At 69.6% G+C, this 24,184-nt stretch carries 21 protein-coding genes and 1 pseudogene; 7 read left to right on the plus strand and 15 right to left on the minus strand.

Features of this window, described 5'->3' with window-relative positions; genetic code table 11:
- Positions 1 to 31 precede the first annotated feature (31 nt).
- Positions 32 to 448: a hypothetical protein gene (locus QM714_RS01975; RefSeq protein ID WP_415101090.1), complete on the minus strand. Its 417-nt coding sequence runs from the start codon at positions 446 to 448 to the stop codon at positions 32 to 34.
- Here QM714_RS01975 and QM714_RS01980 point away from each other — a divergent pair.
- Positions 362 to 865 (plus strand): HIRAN domain-containing protein, encoded by a 504-nt coding sequence (locus QM714_RS01980; protein ID WP_415100941.1) that lies wholly within the window; start codon positions 362 to 364, stop codon positions 863 to 865. The two genes, QM714_RS01975 and QM714_RS01980, sit on opposite strands and share 87 nt — an antisense overlap.
- Here the strand turns inward: QM714_RS01980 and QM714_RS01985 are convergent.
- The gene (locus QM714_RS01985; RefSeq protein WP_415097099.1) at positions 777 to 3,110 is read right to left on the minus strand and encodes a glycoside hydrolase family 31 protein; all 2,334 of its coding nucleotides are present in this window, start codon (positions 3,108 to 3,110) and stop codon (positions 777 to 779) included. The two genes, QM714_RS01980 and QM714_RS01985, sit on opposite strands and share 89 nt — an antisense overlap.
- A gap of 313 nt (positions 3,111 to 3,423) precedes the next feature.
- Between QM714_RS01985 and QM714_RS01990 the strand changes: the two genes are divergently transcribed.
- A complete protein-coding gene (locus QM714_RS01990) occupies positions 3,424 to 4,917 on the plus strand; it encodes a DEAD/DEAH box helicase (protein ID WP_415097101.1) in 1,494 nt (497 codons plus the stop codon).
- Between the two features lie 608 nt (positions 4,918 to 5,525).
- Here the strand turns inward: QM714_RS01990 and QM714_RS01995 are convergent.
- Both QM714_RS01995 and QM714_RS02000 read right to left on the minus strand, forming a co-directional pair.
- Positions 5,526 to 5,672 (minus strand): annotated as a pseudogene (locus tag QM714_RS01995) (glycosyltransferase); the annotation flags it as partial.
- Complete coding sequence (locus tag QM714_RS02000) at positions 5,665 to 6,276, minus strand: TetR/AcrR family transcriptional regulator (protein ID WP_415097103.1); 612 nt, start codon at positions 6,274 to 6,276, stop codon at positions 5,665 to 5,667. The pseudogene QM714_RS01995 and the gene QM714_RS02000, both read right to left, overlap by 8 nt.
- Positions 6,277 to 6,393: 117 nt before the next feature.
- On the opposite strand from QM714_RS02000, the gene QM714_RS02005 reads away from it, so the two are divergent.
- Positions 6,394 to 7,002, plus strand: a complete 609-nt coding sequence (locus tag QM714_RS02005) for a LysE family translocator (RefSeq protein WP_415097105.1) — start codon at positions 6,394 to 6,396, stop codon at positions 7,000 to 7,002.
- Positions 7,003 to 7,023: 21 nt separating this feature from the next.
- Here QM714_RS02005 and QM714_RS02010 read toward each other — a convergent pair whose 3' ends face one another.
- The 8 genes from QM714_RS02010 to QM714_RS02045 are packed head-to-tail and all read right to left on the minus strand — an operon-like array spanning position 7,024 to position 16,266.
- Positions 7,024 to 7,656 (minus strand): pyridoxamine 5'-phosphate oxidase family protein, encoded by a 633-nt coding sequence (locus tag QM714_RS02010; protein WP_415097107.1) that lies wholly within the window; start codon positions 7,654 to 7,656, stop codon positions 7,024 to 7,026.
- Between the two features lie 19 nt (positions 7,657 to 7,675).
- A complete protein-coding gene (locus QM714_RS02015) occupies positions 7,676 to 8,674 on the minus strand; it encodes an N-acetylglucosamine kinase (protein WP_415097109.1) in 999 nt (332 codons plus the stop codon).
- A 1-nt stretch (position 8,675) separates the two neighbouring features.
- The gene (locus QM714_RS02020) at positions 8,676 to 9,935 is read right to left on the minus strand and encodes a 6-phospho-beta-glucosidase (protein WP_415097111.1); all 1,260 of its coding nucleotides are present in this window, start codon (positions 9,933 to 9,935) and stop codon (positions 8,676 to 8,678) included.
- Positions 9,932 to 10,762, minus strand: a complete 831-nt coding sequence (locus QM714_RS02025) for a carbohydrate ABC transporter permease (RefSeq protein ID WP_415097113.1) — start codon at positions 10,760 to 10,762, stop codon at positions 9,932 to 9,934. Before QM714_RS02025 ends, QM714_RS02020 begins: the two co-directional genes overlap by 4 nt.
- On the minus strand, positions 10,759 to 11,712 hold the full coding sequence (locus QM714_RS02030; RefSeq protein ID WP_415097115.1) for a carbohydrate ABC transporter permease: 954 nt from the start codon (positions 11,710 to 11,712) through the stop codon (positions 10,759 to 10,761). The genes QM714_RS02025 and QM714_RS02030 overlap by 4 nt, the downstream gene beginning before the upstream one ends.
- A 25-nt stretch (positions 11,713 to 11,737) precedes the next feature.
- A complete protein-coding gene (locus QM714_RS02035; protein WP_415097117.1) occupies positions 11,738 to 13,075 on the minus strand; it encodes an ABC transporter substrate-binding protein in 1,338 nt (445 codons plus the stop codon).
- Entirely contained in the window at positions 13,072 to 14,292 is a 1,221-nt protein-coding gene (locus tag QM714_RS02040; protein WP_415097119.1) for an ROK family protein, read from the minus strand. The genes QM714_RS02035 and QM714_RS02040 overlap by 4 nt, the downstream gene beginning before the upstream one ends.
- A 39-nt stretch (positions 14,293 to 14,331) precedes the next feature.
- Positions 14,332 to 16,266, minus strand: coding sequence for a glycoside hydrolase family 9 protein (locus tag QM714_RS02045; RefSeq protein WP_415097121.1), 1,935 nt, complete (start codon positions 16,264 to 16,266; stop codon positions 14,332 to 14,334).
- A gap of 299 nt (positions 16,267 to 16,565) precedes the next feature.
- Here QM714_RS02045 and QM714_RS02050 point away from each other — a divergent pair, with 299 nt between their 5' ends.
- Entirely contained in the window at positions 16,566 to 17,414 is an 849-nt protein-coding gene (locus QM714_RS02050) for a threonine/serine dehydratase (protein WP_415097123.1), read from the plus strand.
- Here QM714_RS02050 and QM714_RS02055 read toward each other — a convergent pair.
- Both QM714_RS02055 and QM714_RS02060 read right to left on the minus strand, forming a co-directional pair.
- Entirely contained in the window at positions 17,407 to 19,581 is a 2,175-nt protein-coding gene (locus tag QM714_RS02055) for a transketolase C-terminal domain-containing protein (protein ID WP_415097125.1), read from the minus strand. The two genes, QM714_RS02050 and QM714_RS02055, sit on opposite strands and share 8 nt — an antisense overlap.
- Positions 19,582 to 19,590: 9 nt before the next feature.
- Positions 19,591 to 20,505: a cation diffusion facilitator family transporter gene (locus tag QM714_RS02060; protein ID WP_415097127.1), complete on the minus strand. Its 915-nt coding sequence runs from the start codon at positions 20,503 to 20,505 to the stop codon at positions 19,591 to 19,593.
- 111 nt (positions 20,506 to 20,616) lie between these two features.
- On the opposite strand from QM714_RS02060, the gene QM714_RS02065 reads away from it, so the two are divergent.
- The 3 genes from QM714_RS02065 (at position 20,617) to QM714_RS02075 (ending at position 23,677) form a co-directional block, all read left to right on the plus strand.
- On the plus strand, positions 20,617 to 21,072 hold the full coding sequence (locus tag QM714_RS02065) for a M24 family metallopeptidase (RefSeq protein ID WP_415097129.1): 456 nt from the start codon (positions 20,617 to 20,619) through the stop codon (positions 21,070 to 21,072).
- A complete protein-coding gene (locus QM714_RS02070) occupies positions 21,060 to 21,305 on the plus strand; it encodes a hypothetical protein (RefSeq protein WP_415097131.1) in 246 nt (81 codons plus the stop codon). Before QM714_RS02065 ends, QM714_RS02070 begins: the two co-directional genes overlap by 13 nt.
- A 98-nt stretch (positions 21,306 to 21,403) precedes the next feature.
- Entirely contained in the window at positions 21,404 to 23,677 is a 2,274-nt protein-coding gene (locus QM714_RS02075) for a PKD domain-containing protein (protein WP_415097133.1), read from the plus strand.
- 272 nt (positions 23,678 to 23,949) lie between these two features.
- On the opposite strand, the gene QM714_RS02080 is transcribed toward QM714_RS02075, so the two are convergent.
- Positions 23,950 to 24,153: a hypothetical protein gene (locus QM714_RS02080; RefSeq protein ID WP_415097135.1), complete on the minus strand. Its 204-nt coding sequence runs from the start codon at positions 24,151 to 24,153 to the stop codon at positions 23,950 to 23,952.
- Positions 24,154 to 24,184: the final 31 nt, after the last annotated feature.

Raw genomic sequence — 24,184 nt, forward strand, 5'->3', positions numbered from 1 at the left:
CAGTTGCCAAAGACAAACTAAAGGAGGCTGCTTAGTGGTGACCACTCAAGCGCTCCCAGCCACTGAGCGTGCGACGCCCCGACCGGATAGTCAGTTGCTCGTGACTTGGCGGAACCCACAGACCCGCCGCTACCACGCCGTGGGCTTGCTGTGGCGAACCCGCGACACGTATCACTTTCGCTACCTCGAAGGCGCAGCAGAACTGGAAGGATTCCGGCCTTTCCTCGGCTTCTCGTCCCTGGATCAGGAGTACGTCGCGCCACATTTGTTCGCAATCTTCGCCGAACGCGTCTTCGACGAGGCTCGACCTGATCGGCTGTCCCTCTTGGATGCTCTCGACCTGGGTGCGGACGCTGCGCCAATGGAGTTCCTGGCCCGCTCCGGAGGTCGTCGGGCAGGCGACACCATTGAACTGCTCCAGACGCCGAATCTCACCGACGATGGACATACGGAGTGTGTGTTTCTCGTGCACGGCATCCGCTACAACGAGGGTGCTTCGGACGAGATCGAGCACCTATCGACCGGGCAAGAGCTCCGGCTCCTAACCGAGCCTGAGAACCCGGCTGACCCTCGCGCAGTCTTGGTCACCACAGACGACACCCGCCTCGGTTGGGTTCCGAGCCCCCTCCTGGACTACGTCCACACCGTCATGGGCGCCGGCGAGTGTCGCCTGACCGTTGTGCGCGCAAACCCGCCCGAGGTCGGCCATCACATGCGCCTCCTCGTACGACTCGAGGGCTGCGTTCCTGAGGGATACCTCCCCGCTTGGCAGATCGCTAGCTCACGTGGACCTGGCCGCCGCCGACAGTCATGGCGGTCACGCCGCCGAACGGGAAGTCCCCCTGGTGGATCACCTCGCGGGTGACGACGAGGGCGCCATCCGCCTCGGCGACCCGGTAGCGCTCGTGATGAGGCTCGTCCCAGCCGTCGCCCGCGTCGGTCAGCAGGTGGCCGCCAGGGGGTGTCTCGTCATCGGGCGGCGCGACCAGGAGGACGAGGTCACCGTCGTCCTCGGTCGGGATGATCGCGCCGGCGCGGACGAACCACGGCGTGTCACTAGGCCCGACGGCTAGGTCGATTCGTCCAGAGAACCGCTCGCCGGTCTCACCATGGCTCCATGTCCCTGCCGGCAGCCTCACGGTGATCGAACGCGCGCGCTCCTCGAGCACCGGCGCCACCAGGACATCGTCGCCGAGCAGGAAGGCGTTGCTCTCGGTCCGGCGGGAAGGGTCACACCACGCGATTGGCCGGACGTACGGTGCGCCGGTGCGGGCGTTCTCCAGCGCCAGCGTGTACCAGAAGGGGAGCAGCCGATAGCGCCGCTCGAGCGCTCCGCGCAGGTGGGACAGCACCTCCTCGCCCCACTCCCACGGCTCTCGCCGCGGCAGATGCCAGGCGCAGTGGGTTCGGAAGAACGGCAAGAAGGACGCCAGCTGGAACCAGCGAGTGAACAGCTCCGGAGAGGGCTCGCCGGTGAAGCCACCGATATCGGGGCCGTAGTAGCCGACTCCGGAGATGCCGAATCCCAAGCACTGGTCGAGGGAGCCAGACAGCGCTGACCAGGCCGTCTCGACGTCGCCGCTCCAGTGGCCGCCGTAGCGTTGGGAGCCCGCCCATCCGCTGCGGGAGAACAGGAACGGCCGGCGGTCGGGCTGAAGCCTCCGCAGGCCGTCGTACGACGCCCGGCACATCTGCTGGCCGTAGACGTTGTGGAGCTTGCGATGGTCGACGACCCCGGCGTCGGTGCGATGCCGGACCGCTAGCGGGAAGGTCGGATCGCCCCAGGCGGCGAAGCAGGAGGGCTCGTTCATGTCGTGCCAGAAGCCGGCGACGCCGAGGTCGGTGTAGAACGCGAGCTGTTCACCCCACCACCGCCGAGCCGCGGGGTGGGCGAAGTCGGGGAAGACGGTCCGGCCCGGCCAGACGACGCCTTCCAGGACGGGTCCGTCGTCGCCTGTGCGGTCGGGAAGGCGGCAGAGATGATTCCCGGCCACTGCCTCGCGATAGATGGGATAGCTGTCGTCCCGGGCGAGGCCGGCGTCCACGATCACCACGAGTCGGACGTCGTCGGCGGCGAGATTGTCGACGAGTCCGGCAGGGTCGGCCCAGCCTTGCTCGCCGAAGCTGAAGTTGCGGAACCGCTCCATGTGGTCGATGTCGACGTGCATGGCCGACAGCGGCAGACCACGATCGCGGAAGCCTTGCGCCACCTCCCGGACGGCGTGCGCGGAGTTGTAGCCCCAGCGCGCCTGGTGGTAGCCCAATGCCCACCGCGGTGGGGGAGTCGGCCGACCAGTGAGCGCCGTGTAGGCGTCCAGCGTCTCGGGGAGGCTGCCGACGGAGACGTGGATCCGCAGCGGCCCGGACTCGAAGGAGGCCACGAGCTCGTCGCGAGTGAGGTCGACCGTGCCGGGGCACGGGTTGTCGACCAGGCAGTGCGCCGCCCCGTGGTCGTCGAGCACGGCATAGACCGGCGTCGTCACATAGAGCGGGTCGTCCTCGGGCAGCCAGGCGCCGCCAGGATCGGTGTTCCAGCAGCTGTACCTGCGACCGCGCAGATCCCACTGGGCCCGCCCGCCGAGACCGTGCACGGTGTTGTCCTCGGTGAGCCGCGTGCGCAGTGTCCACCCGGCACCGTCCCAGGCGGGCGATTCGTCGCTGCGGCGCACCCTGCCGTCGTCGTCGAGGAAGGTGACCGCCCCGGCCGCGGTGACCTCCAGGGTGATTCCTGGCCCGATGACACGCCAGCCGTCGTCGGTCTCGAGAAGCTTTACCGACGGAGGCTCGGGGGAGGGAAGGTCGAGCAAGTCGGTGGCGGCCTCGGCGAGGACGGCGTACGACGGCTCGTCCAGAGCGCCATCCCACCCCAGAGACACCTGCCCGGCCCGAGGGAAGCGAACCTCCAGACGAGCGTCCTCGAAGTCGATGACGGTGCCGGTCGCCGTGACGCGGGCCTCTCGGAGGCGCCCAGGGGTCCTCCTCGGGGTGCGGGGGACCGGCGCCAGCCGCCGATCGACACCGTCACGGCGCCGGGCGAACCGCACCGCTCGCAGCGAGTTGGCCGGACCGATCAGCTTGGCCGAGTGCAGCAGCCCGCGGATGCCTTCCACGTCCGCAGGCTATCCGGGGCCTCCGCGAGACGGACTGCCGCGGTCTTCGTGCGTCTGCCGCGGTCTTGTCGTGGCAAATTGCCCTGTATTCCGAGTTCTCAGCCACCACAGCACCGCGGCAGATGGGGGATGCAGCGCGCCGATGCGGGGATCGTCGGCCTGGCCAGATAGGATGAGGGCCTCAACTCGTTGAGTTCTCGCCGCGAGTTGTCCGCACGTCGAAGCACTTGACACTGCTGCTCCGTGCGTGGCCCCCGAGACCATCGGATCCCGGCTGCCGGCGAGACACCCCTAGCCAGATTGCGACTTCCTGATGTCAACCTTCCCAGCCCTGGGCGTGCCTGCGCTCCTGGTCGACGTTCTTGCCGAGCTCGGCATCTCGACCCCTACTCCCATCCAGGCAGCGACGCTGCCCGACTCTCTTGCCGGCCGCGATGTCCTCGGACGTGGCCGGACCGGCTCCGGCAAGACCTACGCCTTCCTCCTTCCTCTCGTCGCTCGACTCAGCTCTGGTGGGCAGACCCGTGCCAAGGCACCTCGTGCCCTGATCCTGGCGCCGACACGTGAGCTGGTCGGCCAGATCGACGAGGCCCTCGCGCCGTTGGCCAAGGCCGCTGGTCTGACCTCACGCACCGTCTTCGGTGGGGTCGGCCAGAACCCACAGGTCAACGCGCTGCGCCGCGGCGTCGACATCGTGGTCGCCTGCCCCGGTCGGCTGGAGGATCTGATCTCCCAGGGACACTGCAGCCTGTCCCACGTGGAGATCACCGTCCTCGACGAGGCCGACCACATGGCCGATCTCGGCTTCCTGCCCGCGGTGCGTCGCCTGCTCACCAAGACGCCCCGCGGCAGCCAACGGCTGCTGTTCTCGGCGACCCTCGACCGCGGGGTGAACACGCTGGTCAAGCAGTTCCTGGTCGATCCGGTCACCCACGAGGCCGACTCGGTGCAGGCGCCGGTGGCGACGATGTCCCACCACGTCCTGCACATCGAGCGCGAGCATCGGCTCCCGGTCCTCGTCGACCTGACCAGCGCGCCGGGTCGGACGGTGGTCTTCACCCGCACCAAGCACGGTGCGAAGGCGCTGGCCCGACAGCTCAACCGCAGCGGTGTCCGCGCCGTCGAGCTGCACGGAAACCTCGGCCAGAACGCCCGCACCCGCAACCTCGACGCCTTCCACCAGGGCCGGGCCTCCACCCTGGTCGCCACCGACATCGCCGCGCGCGGCATCCACGTCGACGACGTCGCGCTCGTGGTCCACGCCGATCCGCCGACCGAGCACAAGGCCTACCTGCACCGATCGGGCCGGACGGCACGAGCCGGCAAGGGCGGCACCGTCATCACCTTGATGACGAGCGAGCAGGTCAACGACGTGCGAGCCCTCACCCGGGCCGCTGGCATCCGGCCGCACACCACCCGACTCAGCGATGCGCGACACCCGGTGCTCGCCGAGCTTGCACCCGGCGAGCGGCTGCTCGTGGACCCGACCGAGGCCGCCGCGAGCCCTGCTCAGCCGACCCGCAGCACCGGATCCGAGAACAGGTCCGGGAGCAAGGGGCGGCGTCGCCGCCGGCCCGGTCAGCGTGGGACGAGTGGTCAGCGTGGGACCAGTGGCCAGCGCGGGACGAGTGGTCAGCGCGGGACGGGCGGTCAGCGCGGGACGGGCGGTCAGCAGCAGAAGACCTCGGCCAAGCAGCCTGCCGGGCAACGGTCGCCGGGCCAGAAGAGCTCGCGTCGCCGCTCCAGCCGGCCCTCGACCGGAGGGGCCTCGCACAGCGCAGCGGCGTTCAGCGCGGGGCGTCGCTGACGCCGACCAGGCCGGTGCGCCTCGGCGTGAGCGGGGAGTCGGAGAGAACCAGGGTCGATGACCGGCCCGGTCGTGACGACGACCCGGGCGGGTAGGTCGGCGGTCGCGTCGACGACACGCTGGAGGCAGTCCTCCATCCCACGGAAGCCGAACGTGCTGAGACTCACCAACACCATCGGGTCGTCCCAGGGCTCCGCTGGTGTCGCTGCCGGGACGATCGGTCCGACCTGGGCGATGCGTGGGTCGGCGGGGACGGGGTCCAGCTCGGGCAGGGTCGCCACGATCCTCAGCGCGGCTGCCTCAATCGCCGGGCGAGGCGGTAGGCGCCTGAGCCTGAAGTAGCCGCCCATCGGTCCACCGAGGACGACACGTCGCACATACTCGTCGTACATGTGCTCCAGGACGGCGTACTTCACACCCGACCGCCGCGCCGCGTCCATCGCCCCGATCATCAGGCAGTCGATGACGACCAGGTCCGCTGGCTGCTGCTTGAGGGTGTCGAGCAGGTCGCGCCCCATCCCCGTGTCGCCGAAGGTGGCCATCATCTCGAGCGGGGAGTGGGGGACGCGGCCGTCGAACTGCCGAGCGTGCTGGGGACGGACGAAGGGGATCCCCGCCTCGGTGAGCGCCTTCTCTTGGCTCGCGTGACCGAGGAAGCGAACCTGGTGACCACGAGCCTGGAGCTCGTGGGCCACGGCGATGGCCGGCGGGACATTGCCGCCGCCGTCCCAGGTGACGAACAGGAAGTCAGCCATCTTCTTCTCCGATCTGTGTCGTGGGCACGGCCGTGAGTACGGCGCGCACGAGGGCAGTCATGCGCTGGTGGACCCGGCGTCTGCTCAGGCCGCGATCGCGTCGGAGGAGCTTCCAGGTGTAGAGATCCGTCGCGACGACGAGCAGGTCGACGAGCTCCTCGTTGTCGTCGTTGGCGGCCAGTTGGGGTGCGAACGAATCGGTGACCCAGATGCGGTGGAGCTGCTTGGCGGCGTCGGTGATGCGTCGCACGACTGGGTCGGTCTGCTCCTGGGCGAGCAGGAGCAGCGTCGCGTCACCGCGCGCCTCGTAGTGGGCGAGGACCGTTGAGACGGCGGCGTCCACGTCGCCCGGGACGGTCCGTCGTTCCTCGCCGACCATGGTGAGGGCGTGCTCGGTGGCGGCCTCGATCAGCCTCGCTCGGGTGCCGAACTGGCGGAGCACCGTCTGGACGCTCACGCCCGCTGTCTCGGCGGTAGCGCTGAGGCTGATGTCGGCGATCAGTCGGTCGTCCGCCAGACGCACCGCCGCGTCGAGGATGCGGCGCCTGGTCTCCTCCACCGACTTGGCTCGCGCCCGCATCGCGTAGGGGCGCTTGGTCGACATGGCGGTAGTCAACGCCCTCCGGTGATTTCGTATCAATGAGAATTAACGTGAAAATGAATGGAGGGAGCGGAGGTCGGCGGCGGACTGGAGACCACGCGGTCGTCTACCATCGATCGGGTGACTATCGCGTTCCTGCTGACGTCTCTGGTCATCGTCGCAACCCCGGGGACCGGTGCGCTCTACACGATCGCTGCTGGGTTGACCCGAGGGACACGGGCCAGCCTGCTCGCTGCCTTCGCCTGCACGCTGGGGACGCTGCCGCACATGGTGGCGGCGATCACCGGTCTTGCTGCGCTGCTGCACGCCAGTGGAGTCGCGTTCGCGGTGGTGAAGTACGCCGGCGTCGGCTATCTCCTCTACATGGCCTGGGCGACCTGGCGCGACAGGGGAGTGCTGTCCGTGGAGGACCAGGGAGGCGGCGGATCGGTTTGGGGAGTGCTCAGCACCGGAGTCACGGTGAACTTGCTGAACCCCAAGCTCACCATCTTCTTCTTCGCGTTCCTCCCGCAGTTCGTGCCGAGCGGCCAGGACGCGGTGCCGGCGATGCTCGGCCTGAGCGCGGTGTTCATGGTGATGACCTTCGTGGTCTTCGCCGGCTACGGCATCTGCGCCGCGCTCGTCCGCGACCACGTTCTTCGGCGGCCCCGGGTGGTCGACGCCGTCCGCAAGGTCTTCGCCGCGAGCTTCGCCGTCCTCGCGGGTCGGCTGGCGTTCGAGTCACGCTGAGACACAGCGCGCAGGCGCCGATCAGCTCTGGTAGAGCCCGGCGGAGTACTGCGTGCCGTAGTAGGTGTCGAGCTCCTCGACGGTCATCCCGTTGGGTTCGAGCTGATGGGCGATCAGAGCGCGTCGCGGCAGCGCGTCCGGATGCCAGGTCTCCGGGTCCCAGAGGCCCGACCTGAGGAAGGCCTTCGCGCAGTGATGGAAGACCTCGTCGATCTCGACGACGAGCGCGAGCACCGGCCGGTGTCCCTTCACCACGAGCTCGTCGAAGAAGGGCGCCTCGCTGACCAGTCGCGCGCGTCCGTTGATGCGAAGAGTGTCGCCGCGGCCGGGAACGAAGAAGTTGAGCCCGACATGCGGGTTGCGCAAGACGTTGCGATAGCCGTCCACCCGCCGGTTGCCCGGTCGCTCCGCGATGGCGATGGTCCGGTCGTCGAGGACATGCACCAACCGGCCCGCCGGGTCGCCCTTGGGTGACACGTCGCAGGTGCCGTCGGCATCGGCGGTGCCCACCACGCAGAACGGTGAGGCGGCCAGCCACTGCCGGTCGACGTCCGCCAAGTGGGTGCGCACCTTGTTGCGCACTCGGTCAGTCGGCTCGCCGATGATCGCGACGAGCTCGTCCAGGCTGTCGATCGCTGTCCAAGTCGATGTCACCCTGTCACGATACGGCGGATCAGCCGGCGTCGAAGGCTGCCCGGAGCCGAGTGGCGGCAGCGGGTGGGGCGCCGAGGAGATCCAGGCCGAGGAGGGCGGCGCCGACGACCGGGGGAGTGCGGACCACTCGGGGGGTCGCGTGCGGGGCTGCCTCGGCGAGCAGACGGTGCACCTCGTCGAGCAGTTGGGCGTGACCGGCGGTGAGCACGCCGCCACCGAGGACGACGTCGACCGGTTCGTCGGTGAGGCCGAGCTTTCGCATCGCAGCCACGGCCAGCCCGGTCACCTCCTCGGCCTGGCGGCGCACCAGGCCCTCGGCCACCTGATCACCGGTCTCGGCGACCTGGAAGAGCACGGGAGTGAGCTCGAGACACTGCTGCTCGGAGAGGGTCGCGAAGTGCACGGCCTCGATCAGCGCTGCCATCGAGTCCAGCGCGAAGTGGTCGGGCAGTGCCTGTCGCAGACGCGTGTCCGGCCCGCGGCCGTCCTCGGCGCGGGCCGCCCACCACATCGCCTCCTGCCACAGGTTGCCCCCGCCACCCCAGTCGCCCGAGATGTGGCCCACCGCCGCGAACCGGGCGGTCCGGCCGTCCGGGAGCATGCCGGCACAGTTGATGCCGGCACCGCACACGACCGCGACTCCGCGCGGCTCGTCCAAGCCGGCCCGCAGCAGGCCGAAGGTGTCGTTGAAGACCTCCACGGTGGTGCTCCACGACCACGCAGCGATGGCGTCGTGCAGCGCCTCGCACTCGAGCGGGAGATCGGCATTGGCCAGGCAGGCGCACACGTGCTCTGCGACCGGCCCGCCATCGGCGGGGAGCCCTGCCTCGATGCGGGCCTTGTCGACCAGCGGCGCGAGCTCGGCGACGGCGGCCTCGACTCCGATCCGGTGTGGGTGGAAGGCGCCGCCGCGCGCCCGCCCGAGCAACCGGCCGTCGCTGGACACCAGGGCGACGTCGGTCTTGCTGTTGCCGGCGTCGATCGCCAACACGGCGGCGCGAGGTGGAGAGTTGTCCATCTCAGGCCCAGGCCAGATGGTCGTGGTTGTGGGCGACGAGTCGGTCGGTCAGCTGCTCGGCGAGGTCGATCTGCCCCACCAGCGGATGAGCGAGCAGCGCCTCGAAGACCCGCTGCCGGCCACCGTGCAGGGCGGCGTCCAGCGCCAGATGCTCGTACGACGTCACGGCGGCGACCAGTCCGGCGTACAGCGGAGCGAGTGGGTCTATCGGCGCTGGCCGCACCCCGGCACGGTCCACCACGGCGGGCACCTCCACTACCGCGTCGTCAGGGAGGAAGGGCAGCGTGCCGTCGTTGCCGACGTTGACCACCTGCACCGACGGCCCGGCGTCTCGGCCGAGCAGGGCCGCAGTCAACTGCACGGCGGCCTCGGAGTAGTAGGCGCCGCCCCGTTGCATGAGCAGGTCCGGCTTCTCGTCGAGCGTCGGGTCGGCGTACATCGCCAACAGCCGCTGCTCGATCGCGGCCACCGCGGCCGCGCGCGGCTCGGCATCCATCAGCTCGCGGACGACCTCGTCGTGGGCGTAGAAGTAGCGCAGGTAGTACGACGGCACCACCCCGAGCGTCGTCATCAGCTCCGCCGGCAGCTCGATGTCGGCGGCGAGCTCGTCGACGTGCCGGTCCAGGATCTCCGGCAGCCGGTCGACGCCGTCGACGCGGGCCGCGCGCTCCCAGGTGAGGTGATTGAGCCCGACGTGGTCCAGGGCCACCAGGTCGGGTGACACGTCCAGCATCGCCGCGAACCGTCGCTGGAAACCGATCGCCACGTTGCAGAGCCCCACGGCGCGATGCCCCGCTTGCAGCAGCGCACGGGTGACGATGCCGACCGGGTTGGTGAAGTCCACGATCCACGCCTGGGGAGCCGCGGCGGCGACCTGCTCGGCGAGGTCGAGCACGACCGGCACCGTGCGCAGCGCCTTGGCCAGCCCGCCGGCGCCGGTGGTCTCCTGACCCACGCAGCCACACTCCAGCGGCCAGGTCTCGTCCTGCAGCCGGGCGGCCTGGCCGCCGACCCGGAGCTGCACGAGCACGGCATCCACCCCGTCGAGAGCAGGCGCCAGGGAGGTGCTGGTCACCAGCGAGGCAGGGTGATCGAGCCGCTGCAGGATCCGCCTGCCGAGGCCGGCAACCAGCTCGAGCCGTTCGGCAGCAGGATCGACCAGCACCAGCTCGTCCACCGGCAGCACATCGCGCATCCGGCCGAGGCCGTCGACCAGCTCGGAGGTGTAGGTGGACCCGCCCCCGATCACCGCGAGCTTCATCCCTTGACTCCCGTCAGTGTGACGCCCTCGATGAATGCCTTCTGGGCGAAGAAGAACAAGACGATCACCGGCGCCATCACCAGCACGGTGGCGGCCATGGTGAGGTTCCAGTTGGTGTGGTGCGCGCTCTTGAAGGTCTGCAGGCCATAGCTCAGCGTCCAGGCGGCAGGGTTCTCGCTGGTGTAGATCTGCGGCCCGAAGTAGTCGTTCCAGCAGTAGAAGAACTGGAAGAGCGCCACTGCGGCGATCGCCGGTCTGGTCATCGGCAGCACCACCTTCAACAGTGCCCGGAAGTCGCTGCAGCCGTCGACCTTGGCCGCCTCGAGATACTCCCGCGGCACGGTGAGCATGAACTGCCTCAGCAAGAAGATCGAGAACGCGTCGCCGAAGGCCAGTGGGATGATCAGCGGCCACAGCGTTCCGGTGAGGTGCAGATTCTGCGCCCAGAAGAGGTAGAGCGGCACGATGGCCACCTGCGGCGGCAGCATCATCGTCGCGATGATCACCATCATCGCCAGGTTGCGGCCCCGGAAGCGGAAGCAGGCCAGCGCATAGGCCACCGGGATGCTCGACAGCAGGGTCAGCGCAGTGCCGACGGTCGCGTAGATGATCGTGTTGCGCCACCAGCTCGCGAAGCCGTGCGTGTGCCAGACGGTCACCAGGTTGTGCCACGCGAACGGGGTCGGCCACAGCTCTCGGGTCAGCGTCTGCTGGTCGCTCATCAAGGCGGTGAGCCCGACGAAGACGAACGGCATCACGAAGAACAGCGCGGCGGCGATCGCGAAGGCGTGGACCGCGATCCACTGCAGCATGCTCTGGCGGTTCACTCGTCGCCTCCCAAGAAGACGCTGCCGCGCCTCATCAAGAAGAGCGCGAAGACCATCGACAGGCCGAAGAGCACGAGCGCGATCACGCAGGCCGCGCCGATGTCGAAGCGTTGGAAGCCGAGGTTGTAGACCAGTTGCGGCAGGGTGAGCGTTGATCCACCGGGATAGCCCGGTTCGACCTGTTGGCCGGATCCGCCGATCTGGCCGCTGGCGACCTGGCCGGCCACCATCGGCTCGGTGTAGTACTGCATGGTGGCGATCACGCCGGTGATCACCGCGAAGCCGAGGATCGGTCGCAGCGTCGGCAGTGTGACGTGGCGGAATCTGCCGATCGGCCCTGCGCCGTCGAGCTCGGCCGCTTCGTACAGCTCCCGTGGTACGTCGAGCAGCGCGGCCATGAAGATCACCATCAGGTCGCCGACGCCCCACACTGCCAGCAGGGTCAGCGCCGGCTTGGACCAGGTCGGATCGTTGAACCAGCCCGGCTCCGGCAGGCCGAGGTTGCCCAGGATGGAGTTGACCGGCCCGGTGCCCGGGTTGAGCAGGAACACGAAGGCCAACGTCGCCGCGACCGGGGGAGCGAGGTAGGGCGCGTAGAAGATCGTCCGGAACACCGAGCTCCCGCGCCGGAGCCGGATCACCGTCATGCCGAGCACGAGACCGATGACCAGCCGCAGGGACACCAGCACGACGACGAACCACAGTGTGTTGCGCAGCGCCGGCCAGAAGAACGGGTAGTCCTTGAAGACGTAGCGCCAGTTGCTCACCCCGTCCCAGGTCGGTGCTGCGAAACCGTCGTAGTGGGTGAACGAGAGCCACGCCGTCGTGATCAGTGGGTAGAGGAAGAACAGCCCGGTGCCCAGCAGCCATGGCGACAGGAACGCCACGTTGCGGAGTGCTTCACGGCGTCGCCGTGCCCGCAACGTGGGGTTCCTGGTCGTCGTACTCACTCGGTCCGACCTACTGGGCCGATTCTCATTGGGACTGCGCGATGTCGGTGTCGATCTGCTCCGCAGCCTTGTCGAGCCCGGCTTGCAGGTCGGTCTGCTTGCCGGACTCGAAGGCATAGCCGAGGTCTTGCAGGGTGAGCTGGTAGGCGCCGCCGTTCGGGCTGGACGGCGTGGTGTTGCTGTGCGGGTTGGCCGCGATCTTGATGAAGGTCTGGAAGTTCGGGTCCGGGTTCAGATCCGGCGACTGCAGGGCGGCCAACGTGGACGGCACGTTGTGGATCGCGTTGGCGAAGTTGACGACCGCGTGGGTGTCGCTGGTGAGGTACTTCACGAACTCCCAGGCGGCGTTCTGCTTCTTGCTGGTGCTCGCGATGCCGACGATGGTGCCGGTGATGTAGCCCTTGCCGTACTGATCGGCCATCCCGTCGGGGACCGGGAACGGCGCGACGCCGTAGTCCACCTTGCTGTTGGAGTCGTCGATCATCCCGGCCCGCCACTCGCCGTCGATGGCCATCGCGACCTGCCCGGTCATGAACGGGTTGTTGTTGCTCCACTCGTCGCCGAAGGTGCTGCGATACTTCTCGAGCTTCTCGTAGCCACCGAGCTTGCCGACCAGTGCCTTCTGCCAGCGGTACGCCGAAGCGAGGGGCTGGTCGTCGGCGACGTTGGACTTGCCGTCGGAGGTGAAGTACGTCGGCGACCACTGCGTCGCGAAGTGGGTGATCGAAGACTCGTAGCCGTGGTAGAGCGGCATGAAGCCGAGCTGGGAGTAGGTGTCCCCCGAGACCTCGGTGAGCTTCACCGCATCCCGGTCGAACTGGGAGAGCGTCTTCGGGGGCTCGGTGATCCCGGCTGCCTTGAACGCATCCTTGTTGTAGTAGAGGCCGTAGGCGTCGCTGAGCAGCGGCAGCGCGCACTGGTTGCCCTCGAACTGGGTGTACTCCAGTTGGGCGGCCGGGAAGGTCTCCTGCGGGTCGATGTTCGACTTCTCCATGAACGGGTTGAGGTCGACGAAGGCGTGCGAGGTGCAGAACTGGCCGACGTTGTCGGTCGTGAACGACGACACCACGTCCGGTGCGCTGGCGCCACCGGCGCGCAGCGCCTGGTTGATCTTGTCGTCGGTGATCCCGCCGACAGCCTTGACGTGGATGTTGGGGTGGGCCTTCTCGAAGCCGTCGATGGTGGCCTGGATCGCCTTCACCTCGCTCGGGGCGCTCCACCCGTGCCAGAAGGTGAGGGTGACGTCCGCATCGGGGTTGTCGTTCGCGCCGCCCTGGGACGTGCCCATGCAGGCCGTCGTGGTGAGCGCGAGGGTGACCCCGAGCGCGGTGCCGGCCAGGCGAAGTCTCCTGGTTGCGGTCATGGTGACCTCCTGCTGACGTGCCGGGCGTCGCCCGACGTGGTGATGGGATGGCGAACGGTGTCGAAGACCTCGTCTCGGGCCAGGCCGAGGGCGGTGTGCAGGGCACCGGACAGGACGGGGTCGCCCTCGACCCCGGAGAGGGCGACGGTGGGGTGCGCGGCGGCCAGGGAGCCGAGCTCGACGTCGATGGCGTCGCGCAGTCGGCTTCCGCCGGCGACCAGGACGCCGCCGGTGAGGATGACCAGCGCCGGGTCGACGACGGCGACCATGGCCGCGATCCCGACCGCGAAGCGCTCGGCCAGCTGGTCGATCAGCTCGTCGCCCGGTCCTGGCGTGGTGAGTGCCGCGGCGACGGCACCGGCGGGTGTGCTCGCCCGCAGGCCGAGCGATCGCGCGAGAGCGAGGACCTGGCGGCCGCCGGCGAGCTCTTGGAAGCCGCCGGCGTTGCCGCGGCGTACGTCGCGGCGCAGGGGGGTGCCGGGCAGCGGCAGGAAGCCGACCTCGCCGGCACCGCCCGTCGCACCGCGGTGCAGACGACCGTCGATGACCAGGGCGGCACCCAGGCCCTCGTCGGCCCACAGCAGCAGGAAGTCGTCGACCTCGCGTGCTGCGCCCACCTTGCGCTCGGCGACCGCGGCGAGGTTGACGTCGTTCTCGACCTGCACCGGGTGGCCGAAGGCATCAGCCAGGCGGGGGAGGAGCTCGGGGTCGTGCCAGCCGGGTAGGTGCCGGGCGTAGCGCAGCCGTCGGGTGCGCGGATCGAGGGCGCCAGGGGTGCCGATCACCAAGTGTCGCACCTGGTCGGTGGTCAGTCCGGCGGCCGCGCAGGCTCCCGCGACAGCCTGCTCGACGTGCGCCTCGACGTCGGGCCGTGGTCGGCGCGGGGTGGGCAGCTCGTGCTCGCCGACGACGCGGCCGGTGATGTCGGCGACCGCTGCGAGCACCCGGGACGAGGTGACGTCGAGTCCGGCGACCAGCGCGGCCCGCGGGTTGATGGCGTAGAGCTGTGCGCGCGGGCCGCGACCACCCTCGGTGCTGCCGACGGAGACGACCAGGCCGTCCTGCTCGAGGCGGGACAGCAGCTGGCCCGCGGTCGGCTTGGAGAGCCCGGTCAGCTCGCCGAGCCGGGTCCGAGACAGGGGACCCTGCTCCAGCAGCACGTCCAGTGCCGCGCGGTCGTTGATGCCGCGCAGGAGTCGCGGGGTGCCCGCCTTCATCGCCCGGCCTTCATCGCCCGGCCTTCATCGCACAGCCCTTCATCGCCCGGCCAGCTGGGCCGCGCCGGCGAGGATCGCTGCGCCGGTCATGTCGAGGGCCGGCTCGTTGGTCTGCCAGACCCGCACATCGTCGAGGTAGCGACTTCCCTGACCGTCGTACCTCGGCAGGTGGCGCCCCTTGGTGGTGCAGTGCCGCATGCCGTCTTGGAAGCCACCGAGGTGGCGGTCGAACTCCGAGGCTCCGTTGGGGCCGTTGACGACCGCGCCGACGGCGATCGGTCCGAGAGAAGTTGGCCGAGCGCCGTCCGTGCCGCCGGAGAGGTTGGCGACCTGATGCTGCATGCACAGCGGGAAGCGCTGCCCGATGCCGACCATGGCCGTGACCCCCCACGGATCGCCGCCGAGCAGCCAGGTGCGGACCTGGCTGGCGAAAGGCTGGAAGCGTTGCGAGTGGGTGAGCTGGTCGTAGAACGCGACGGTCGCGATCAGGGCGAAGGAGTGCGAGTTGACGTCGTACTCGTCCGGGGGTGCGCCCGCACCGAAGGCGTCGTGTCGGGCATGGGTCCGGCCGATCTTGATCTGCCGGGCGAGGTCGCGGACCAGGGTGGCGCGCGTCGTCGCGAGGTGCCGGTGAGGGACCTCACGCATGGCGTGGGCGAGCATCAGGTGGGCGAGGGCCGAGGTGTTGTAGAGGTTGAGCGTGTCGGGGTCGTGCTGGGCGATGAAGTCGCGGGCGAATCGGGCGGCATCGCGCAGGTACGGCGTCGCGGGCTGGCCGAGGCTCTGGGCGGCGCGGGCGATGGCCGCGGCGCCGAGCTCCATGTCGTCGCGCCAGCTCGACTCGGGGTAGAACGCGTGCGGCAGCGCGGTCACCAAGGGGCGCGGTGGGTGCCGGATCGCCGCACGGGCATAGAGCTGGCGTGCCGTCCGCAGCTCACGCCGTGCGCGGACCGGATGGGTCGTCGCGTCGGCGTGCGCCGCCAACGCGAACGCTGCGGACATCCGACCGACCAGGTTGGGGCTGATCCGCTTGCCGGGCGCGGCGGCGCGAAACACCGGGCGATGGGTCATGAACCGGTCGAGGTGGGCGGTGTCCGTGTCGTCGGCCTCGGGGAGCCGCCACACGTCGTGATCGCCGACGAAGGTGCCGGCCCGGTTGCCCGACCCGATGCCGACCTGGAAGTAGAGCGCTTTCGTGCGTGGCCGCCACATCTTCGAGAGCCAGCGCAGACCGAAGCGGGCCTCCGACTCCAGCTCGGCCGGTGCCTGGTCACCCAGCAGGTCGGCGCTGGTGAACAAGATGACGTCGGCGTAGGCCGTCGTGTGCACGAACTTCACGTAGTCGCCGGCATCGAACCAGCCGCCCTCGACATCGATCGGCCCACCGATTCGGTGCAGACGGCGGTCGAGGATCAGGTCGGAGCCACGCTCCATCCTCGGCCAGCGGTAGACCTTGGCTCGCCGGTCGAGGAGGTGCGAAGGCTGGCGGTCCAGCGCTCCGGGGATCACGTCGGCCCCGTCCCGCTGGATCTGGAAGAAGGTGGTCCCCGCGGTCACCAACGGGCGATAGACCTCGGCGGGGTCGGCGGTGACCGGGAACCAGGGCGATCGGGCGTCGACAGCGCCACCCACGGTGATCCGGTAGCGCCCCGCGGCGTGCAGGTCGCTGACGTCGAGTCGGTAGATCGCCGGGTAGCGCTTGCTCCACCTGCCGATCGGCTTGGCCGGCACCGTGCCGGTGAGCACGACGTCGCCGTCCTCGTTGCGCACCTGGTAGGTCGTGCCGCGGGCCACTGGTGCCCGAGCCATCAACCGGACGGGCTTCGTCTCGTCGGTGAGATAGCCACCCTGGTTGACCCGGATCTGCGCTCCCCGAGTCGGGGCGACCGCAGCTGCCGGAGCGGTCAGGCCGCCGAGGATGAGGGGCACGGCGCCCGCGACCACGCTCACCCAAGCGATCGTGCGACTGGTCACGGTGCGCTCCCTCCGAGTCGCCGGCCAGGGCTGCCGCTCTTCACTCCGAGAATTAGACAGGAAAGGTTCCTATTAGTCTGCCGCAGGGTGCGCGGACCGCGCAAGAGGTCACGTGCCACACTGATCGGCGATCATGACGACGAGACCGGACCCCGCCCAGGACTCAGCGTTGTCCGATGCCGCGCTGCCCGACGCCGCGCTGCCCTACGACGATGTCCGCGCGGCAGCAGCCCGGATCGACGCCGAGGTCCGTCGGGTGAGCGTCGCGGAGGCCGACCGGAACCTACCTGATCGGAAGCTTGGCCGGCCGGGTCTGGTTCGCGTTGGAGTTCCTCCAGCACACCGGTTCCTTCAAGGCGCGCGGGGCGCTCAACTTCGTCCGGACCCACCGTGCCGCCGGGACCATGCCGGAGGCGGGCGTCACGATCGCCTCGGGCGGGAACGCCGGCCTGGCCTGCGCCTGGGCGGCCCGGCGCCATGGTGTGCGGGCGACCGTGTTCCTGCCCGAGACGGCGCCAGTGGTCAAGGTCGGGCGGCTGCGGTCGTACGGCGCGGACGTGCGGCAGGTGGGTGTGGAGTACGCCGACGCGCTGGCGGCCTGCCAGGAGTTCGCCGCGAGCAGCGGCGCATTGGCTTCGCACGCCTACGACGACCCGCTGATCGCTGCCGGGGCCGGCACGCTGCTCGACGAGATTCGTGCCCAGATCCCCGACCTCGACACGGTGGTCGTCGCCACGGGTGGCGGCGGACTGTTCTCCGGTGTCTCGGCGGCGGCCCGGGTGCACGGGATGACCACCGTCGCGGTCGAGCCGGAGCACTGTCGAGCGCTCCACGCAGCGCTGGAGGCCGGGCGCATCGTGGACGTCACGGTCGACTCCGTCGCTGCCGACTCGCTCGGCGCCCGCCGGGCCTCGGAGATGGCGCTCGCCGCGGCCCGCCTGTCGGGCTCGCGCTCGGTCCTGGTGCCCGACGACGCGATCGTCTCGGCGCGCCAGGGGCTCTGGGACCACTACCGGATTGCCGTCGAGCACGCCGCCGCCACTGCGCTCGCTGGCCTGGTAAGCCCCTCCGGCTATCGGGTCGCCGATGACGAACGGGTCTGTGTCGTCCTCTGCGGCGCGAACACCGACCCGGCAGATCTCAACTGAGCAACCTGAGCGTCTGCTCCACGATCTGGTCCTCGGTGAGCAGGACCTGGTCGGCTGCCGGTCCGAGTGGCACGAAGGAGTCCGCGCTCGTCACCCGACGCACCGCCCCGTCGAACTCGGCGTCGACGAGAGCGGCGACGATGCCCTCGGAGACGCCGCCCGACCTCCTCGTCTCGTCGACGACGAGGACCCGGCCGGTGGCGGAGGCCTCCGCGAGCAGGTCTGCGGCGGGCAGCGGGCGGAGCCAGCGCAGATCCACCACCCGCGCGGCCACCCCGTGCTCCTCGCCGAGTCGACGAGCGGCCCGCAGGCTCATCGGCACGCCGTTGCCGAAGGAGACCAGGGTCAGGTCCTGCCCGTCGCCGTAGGTCAGGCTGCGGCCGAACGGTGCGGTCTCGGCGGTCGCCTGGGCTTGACCCGGGGCTTCGGTCCACCGACCGTCGCCAGGATCGAAGAGGTCGCGTTGGTGATATAGCGCGATCGGCTCAAGGAAAACCACCGGCGCGCCCTCGGCCCGGGCGACGCCCACACACTGCTGGAGCAGCTCCTCCGCCCCACGCGGATGGCTCGGCACCGCGACCGCGAGGCCGGGGATGTCGGCCAACACGGCCACGGAGTTGTCGTTGTGGAAGTGGCCGCCGAAGCCCCTCTGGTAGGCCAGCCCGGCCACCCGGACCACTATCGGGTTGCGGTGCTGGCCGTTGCTGAAGAAGCGCAGGCTGGCGGCCTCGCCGCGGAGTTGGTCCTCGGCGTTGTGCAGATAGGCGAGGTACTGGATTTCGGGCAGCGCGACCAGCCCGGAGACGCCCAGCCCGAGCGCGAGACCCAGGATCGTCTGCTCGTCGAGGAGGGTGTCGAAGACGCGGGCGGGCCCGAACTCGCGAGCAAGGCCGCGCGTGACGCCGTACACCCCGCCCTTGCGTGCGACGTCCTCGCCGAAGAGGAGGGTGTCTCGCTGCTCTCGCAGGATTGTGGCGAGACCGCGGTTGATCACCTGGGCCAGGGTCGCGCCGTCGCCTGACGTCGCAGCCCGCGTGGGCACCGGGGCGCGGTGTGGACCAGAGACAACGACCCGGGGCAGCTCGAGGGGTCGGGTGACGGCGGCGCTGCTGGCCAGGGTCGGGTGGTCGAGCAGCCCCTTCGCGATGGTCATCGCCCGGCTCCGGATGTCCTCGTAGCGGGCCTCGATGTGCCGTCCGGACAACCTGCCGCGAGCTGAGAGGAGGCGGGCGGTGGCAATCAGCGGGTCGCGGTCGAGGTCGGCTGCGATCTTGGCAGGACTGCGGTAGGCGGTCTCCACGTCGGAGCCGGCATGAGACATCAGTCGCACGGTGCGCAGGTGCAGGAAGGCCGGTCGGCGTCGCTGCCGCACATAGTCGGTGGCCTCGAAGATCCGGTCGACAGCCGTGGCCGGATCCGAACCATCCGCCTCGAAGTAGCGCACCGAGGAGTTGTCGCGATGCCGATGGGCCACCCAGCCCGCAGGGGTGCGCACCGAGATGCCGAGCCCGTTGTCCTCGCACACCCACAGCACCGGCAGAGGAAGGCTCTGATAGGCCGCATGGGCGCTCGCGTTGATCGCGCCGACGGCCGTCGAATGGTTGACCGAGGCGTCCCCGAAGGAGCAGACCACGATCGAGTCGGTCGGCCAGGCGATCTCGGCATCGAGCTTGTCCGCACGGGAGATCGCCACCGCGACCCCTAGGGCCCGAGGCAGGTGCGAGGCGATGGTGGAGGTCTGCGGGATGATCGCCAACTCCTGATGGCCGATGACCTTGTGCCTCCCGCCCGAGATGGGGTCCTCGGTGCTGGCGACGACACCGAGCAGCAAGGCCTCCAGCGCCTCGTCGAGGCTCATCTCGGCCTGGCGGGCGCGCGCCATGAAGAACGCTCCGGAGCGGTAGTGCAGCAGAGCTGGATCGGTCGGCCGGAGCGCGGTTGCCAGCATCGCGTTGCCCTCGTGGCCCGCCGAGGCGATCGTGTAGTAGCCACGGCCTTGGGTCTGCAGCCACCGGGCGGCGAGGTCGGCATGTCGGCTCGCGGCCTGATCCTCGAAGAGGAGATCGGGCAGCCAGCCGGGCACCGCGTCGGCCGCTGAGGGCAGTGGTGGTGGGTCCGGCAGCCCGCGGAGAGCCTCCAGCAGGTGTTCATCGGCTCGGATCGTCACCAGGCCACCTCACCACTGCACGTCGTAGCACTGCCGCGTGCGCTTGGTCTCCACCTGGAGGGTGGCGTGCTCGATGTGGTGCTGGTCGTGGAGCAGGGTTTGGGCGGTGGTGAGGACGTCCTGTGGCTCCGCGCCGGTGCGGAGCACCAGGTGGGCAGTGGCGACGTTCATCCCGGACGTCAGTGTCCAGATGTGCAGGTCGTGCACGTCTTGGACGCCGCCGACACCGGCAAGGTCGTCGACGACCTGGTCCAGGTCCAGGTTCTCCGGGACGTGCTGACCGAGCACGTGCACCACCTGCCGTCCCAGGCCGATCGCCCGGATCGCGATGAACAGGCCGATCGCAACGGCGACCGCGGTGTCCCAGAAGCTCTTGCCCGTTGCGGACACCAGCACGCCGGCCGCGATCACGCCGATGCTGCCGGCCGCGTCGGCGACCACCTCGTAGTAGGCGCCCTTGACGTTCAGCGACTCCTGCGCGCCCTGGCGCAGGATCACCATCGAGGCGGCGTTGACCAGCAGGCCGAGGAAGCCGACCAGCAGCATGCTGCGCGGCTGCAACGTGACGTCGGAGCCGATGCGGGCGATCGCCTCGATGACGACGTACGCCGACACGCCGAGCATGATCAACACGGTGAGACCGGAGGCGAACACCTCCGCGCGGTAGGAGCCGTAGGTGCGGCGTCCGGTCAGGTCCGGTCGGGTCGCGATCTTCGTGGTCACCAGGGCGGCCCCGAGCGCGACCACGTCCGCGGCCATGTGGCCGGCGTCCGAGATCAGCGCCAGCGAGCCGGAGAGGAGCCCGGCGGCCATCTCGACCACGAAGAAGCCCGCCACCAGGGCGAACACGACGGCCAGCCGCCACCGGTGCCGACCGCCGGCATGGACGTGCGAATGCCCGTGCCCGTGGCCCGTGCCGCTCACGAATCCGAGCCTATCCGCGCCCTGTGGAAAGGCCCGGGCGGGTCTCGCGCTGTGGCGCTTCGGCCTCGTCCGCTGAAAGGTGACGCGACCACACGCGGCTAGGGTGAACTCGTGCTGATCGAGGACACCGACCGGATTGCCGACCTGCGGGACGCGGAGGCGAAGGCGTCCCAGTTGTTCGACGAGGTGATCGCCCGGGGCCTGGTGGTGCCGGGGAAGGGCGAGCGTGAGCTCTCCGACGAGGTGCGGGATCTGGCCAACCAGATGTACGGCGTGCGTCGTTTCTGGCACAAGAGGATCGTCCGTGCCGGCGTCAACACGTTGGAGCCCTACCGCTCCAACCCTCCGGACCGGAAGCTGGACGAGGACGAGATCCTGTTCTTCGACTTCGGCCCGATCTTCGAGGAGTGGGAGGCCGACTTCGGCCGCACCTACGTGCTCGGCGACGATCCGGTCAAGCATCGGATGGCCGGTGACCTGCCGGTGATCTGGGAGCGCGCCCGTCAGCACTTTCTGTCCACGCCGGAGATCACCGGCGCCAGCTCTTCGCGAAGGTGCTGGAGCTGATCGCCGAGGCCGGCTGGGGTCACGGCGCATCCCACGCCGGCCACCTGGTCGGGGAGTTCCCCCACGAGAAGATCAACGGCGACGAGATCGACTGCTACATCACGACCGGCAACGACGCGCCGATGCGCAGACCCGACGCGGTCGGCAACCCGTGCCACTGGATCCTCGAGGTCCACCTGGTCGACCGCGAGCGCGGCTTCGGCGCATTCTTCGAGCAGCTCCTCGACATTTGACCCGCGCGGGGGCGGGGCGCCGTGGACGGCGAGGTCGTCAGCACCTAGGCTGATGCCTTCATCGGTCATCTGCGTGGGGACATGGGGGGATCGGCCTGATGGTCACAATCGTGCGCACGCTCCTGGCTGCTGTCGTGACGGGAGCGACTGCCGCACTCGTCGCTGTGGTGCCGGCTCCAGCGGCCGAGGCTGCCGGACCGGTGACGTCCGGGATCACCGCCTGGTATCAGATGGACGAGCCGGCTGGCAGCACGGTGATGCTGGATAGCAGCGGCAACGGCAACGACGGCACCGTCAACCCGGCGGGCGTCGAGACCGGGGGTGTCTTCGACGGCGCCACGGCCTACAACTGGCCCTACCGTCTTCCGACGGAGCCGCCGGCCTCCCCGGAGCGGATCGTCCAGGTGCCAGACGATATCGCCCTCGAGCCCGGCAACGACGACTTCACCATCGAGCTGCGGCTCCGCTTCACCAACAAGTTCGGCAACATCGCCCAGAAGGGGCAGGCGACCACGCCTGGCGGCCAGTGGAAGATCCAGGCGCCCGGTGGCATCCCGTCGTGCCTGTTCAAGGGCTCCGCCGGGCAGGTGGCGACCGGCTCCCAGACCGCGATGGACGACGGCAAGTGGCATACGCTGACCTGCTCGCTCGACTCCACCGGAGTCAAGATGTACGTCGACGGGCTGCTGCGCAGCACCAAGCTCGGGACCGTCGGCACGATCGACAACACCTTCCCGATGACCGTCGGCGGCAAGATCCAGTGCAACCAGGTCACGGTGACCTGCGACTACTTCAGCGGCCAGCTCGACTACCTGCGCATCAGCAAGGGGCCCAACGCCGCGCCCACCGCGTCGTTCACCTCCGACTGCCCGACGCTCACCTGCGCCTTCGACGCCTCTGCGAGCAGCGACTCCGACGGGGAGGTGGCGTCCTACGACTGGTCCTTCGGTGACGGAACGACGGGGAGCGGCAAGTTGCCGACCCATGTCTACGCCGAGAGCGGCACCTACCGGGTCCGGCTGACGACGACCGACAACCGCGGTGCCACCAGCACGCAGGTCCGCAACATCATCGTGTCCGGGGTCCCCGTGACCAGCCAGGTGCAGCACGTGGCGACCGCGGTCGGTGTGGGCAACTCCGCCACACCGTCGGTCGTAGTGCCGGCGGCAGCGCAGGCGGGTGACCTGCTCCTGCTGATCTTCTCGATGAGCAACACCGATCGGGCGTTCACCACCCCCAGCGGCGTGACGGGATTGACCAGGCTCGGCACCAACACCGCGAAGACGATGTCGACGACGGTGTGGACCAAGACGCTGGCTGCGGGTGATCCGGGCAGCAGCGTGACCGTTCCGCTGAGCGGCGGCCTGGCGAAGTACACCCTCACCGCGGCCGTCTACTCCGGTGTGGCAGAGACGTCGTCGCTGGCGTTCGCCTCCGATGCCGGGCTGACCAACGCCACCACTCGTGCCACGCCGGAGGTGAGCGGCATCGCGGACGGCTCCTGGGTGGTGTCCTTCTGGTCCGACAAGTCCAGCAGCACGACGGCGTGGACGCCGTCGGCGGCGGTCACCACGCGCGGCACCGGCTGCGGGACCGGCAGCGCCCGGATCTGCAGTGCGCTGGCGGACTCGAACGCGAAGGTCCCCGCGGTCTACGGCAACATCTCGGCCAGCATCGATGCGCCGTCGTCCGCGGCGACGATGTGGTCGATCGTGTTGCCGACCGCTGATGGCGACGAGCCGCCGGTGGAGGAGCCCGACCCGTCGATCGACTTCGTCGGCTCCGCGGCCACGGCCTCGTCCAATGCGAAGCCCAGCGTCGTCGTACCGGCCGCTGTGGACCCGGGCGACCGGCTGTTGCTGGTGATGTCGGTCAACGCGACCGGCCCGACCTTCTCCGACCCGGCCGGGTGGACTCGGCTGGACACCGTGGTGGCCAAGACGATGTCGACCACCGTATGGACCAAGGCGGCCGTGTCGGCCGATCGTGGCAGCACCGTCCAAGTGCCACTCGGCGCCGCCGCGAAGGCGACCCTGACGGTGGCCGCCTATCGCGGCGTCGGTGCCGCCACTCCGACGTTCAGCACCGCGACTCAGCTCACCAACGCCACCGCGCGACAGACTCCCGCGGTCGACGCTCCGGCAGGCTCGTGGGTGGTCTCCCACTGGGCCGACAAGTCCGGCACCACCTCCGCGTGGTCCACGACCGGCGCCACCGCGCGGCAGGCGATCTGCGCCGAGGGGAGCGGCCGGACCTGCAGCCTGCTCGCCGACTCGGGTGCACCGGTGTCCGGCTCCTATGGGCCCATCGCCGCGAGCACGGACGCCGCCTCCAGCACGGCGACGATGTGGTCGGTGGTGCTCGCGCCGTAGCCGTCCCAGGAGACGGCCAGGGTCAGGCAGCCGGCGCCCACCGAGATCAGTCCGACACCGAGGTAGTCGATGATCGGGCACGGCCGGTTGCCGCGATCTTCGGATGGTCGTCGCGGAGTAGCGTGGCACGGCCAAGCCGATGGGGAGGTTTAGCACGTCAAGAACGCCCATGGCCAGGCAGTGGCGGTGAGAGGCCCCGAGGGGCAGCACCGCTGCGTTGCGAAATCTCGCGAGACAACCCAGGTATGGCTTCGATTCCGCGCCTTGCAGGATCATCCCACATGAATGCGTCGCGCGCGACGGCCGAGACTTCTTGAAGACGTCCTTGCGGCGAAACCACGCGGCAGCGCGGTAGAGACGATCGTCTGGTAGAGGGCCGCCAGCAGATGTCGCGAGACGACGGTGAGGAAGACCAGGTTCATCCGGCCCCGGTCGGGGTCGGCTCCGCGGGCCCCCCTGGTCTCGGTGAGCGCCATGGCAGTACTGTAGAACTGAAGCCACTATCCT

It is taken from the genome of Nocardioides sp. (assembly GCF_047602075.1).
Taxonomy (GTDB): domain Bacteria; phylum Actinomycetota; class Actinomycetes; order Propionibacteriales; family Nocardioidaceae; genus Nocardioides.